Origin of the sequence: Frigoribacterium sp. MEB024, from assembly GCF_000878135.1 — a bacterium.
GTDB lineage: Bacteria > Actinomycetota > Actinomycetes > Actinomycetales > Microbacteriaceae > Frigoribacterium.
Window position 1 is genome coordinate 1 of the sequence record NZ_JXQZ01000113.1, and the last position, 1,336, is coordinate 1,336.

Here is a 1,336-nt window from a genome sequence, read left to right on the forward strand (position 1 = left end):
GGCCCCCGCCCCTCCTGCCCGCCAATGAACCCGGTTTCGAACGATGCACCCAGAAGCTTGTGGGTGCATCGATCGAAACTGGGTTCATGACGACCCGGCCGCCTCCTTCTCCACCTTGCTCACAGGCAGGTTCTCCCCAGACCAGGAGGCGCGGGACCGAGCCCGGGGACGGCATTCGCCACCATGGCCCCATGGAGCACACCGACCCGATCACATGCGAACTGCGATTCGCGGCGACGCACGGCGACGGCGCCCCCGAGACGATCGCCCTGCGTTCCGGTGTCGCGGATGGCTCGCTCGTGCGCATCCACCGCGGCGTCTACGCGACGGCATCGGACTGGGAGAAGCTGGACTCCCGCGGGCGGCACGTCCTCCTCACGCGAGCTCTGGCAGCCGGCCCCGCACGGCACGGCGTGGTCTCCCATGTCTCTGCCCTGGCCGCGCTCGACCTTCCTCGCGTCCACGACGATTTCGACGACACCGTCACCGTCACGGACCCGCGCCGGACCTCGACCAAGACGTCCTCCCACCTCCTCCGACGCCCTGGGCAGGTCCCGGCCGACGACCTCGTACGTCTCGGCGACTTGTCGGTCACCGGGCTGAGACGGACAGCCGTCCACGTCGCCCGGACGGCCTCCTTCGCCGATGCCGTCCTGTGCACGGACGCGGTCCTCCGCCGACTGGTCCTGCCGAACGGACATCGGACCGGGCCCGTGGTGGCCGCCGCCCTCCGACGCGAACGCGAGGCATTGCTCGGCAGGCTCGGTCCCACCACCCACCCGGGAAATCGCGCAGCACGCCGTGCCTTCCAGTTCGCCTCACCGTTCGCCGAGAACGGCGGCGAATCACTCCTCCGCGTGGTCCTGTTCGAACTCGGCCTCTCGAACGTCGAGCTGCAGCGGGAGTTCCACCTCGCCGACGGCCGCGTCGCACGATGCGACACGTACCTCGCCGCCCATGGTGTGGCCGTCGAGCTCAACGGTTTCGTGAAGTTGACCGATCCCCGCATGCTCGCGGGCCGGACGCCTGCGGAAGTCGTCCGTGACCGTGCCCGGCGTGATCGGTCCTTGTGCCAAGTGCCCGAGGTGCGCGCCGTCGTCAACTGCGAGTACCCGGATCTCGTGGTCCCCGATCGACTGGGTGAGTTGCTCCGAGACGTCGGCGTCGGCCTCGACCGACGCCGTGTCACGGCCGCCGCCCGCGCGGCGGCCCGTCGCTTCCGCGGTGACACCCCATGAACCCGGTTTCGAACCAGGCACCCAGAAGCTTCTCGGTGCATGGTTCGAAACCGGGTTCATCGCGGGGCGGGGGTGCGGGGCGGGGCGGGGGCGCGGGG

1 protein-coding gene is annotated in these 1,336 nt (G+C 70.2%); it reads left to right on the forward strand.

What is annotated here, in order from left to right; genetic code table 11:
- Positions 1 to 191: 191 nt before the first annotated feature.
- Entirely contained in the window at positions 192 to 1,238 is a 1,047-nt protein-coding gene (locus SZ60_RS15360; RefSeq protein WP_043597497.1) for a hypothetical protein, read from the forward strand.
- The last annotated feature ends 98 nt before the right edge of the window (positions 1,239 to 1,336 follow it).

Bases quoted from the DNA above. Each gene is read 5' to 3' on its own strand.
- SZ60_RS15360 (WP_043597497.1), top strand. From the start codon at position 192: ATGGAGCACACCGACCCGATCACATGCGAACTGCGATTCGCGGCGACG.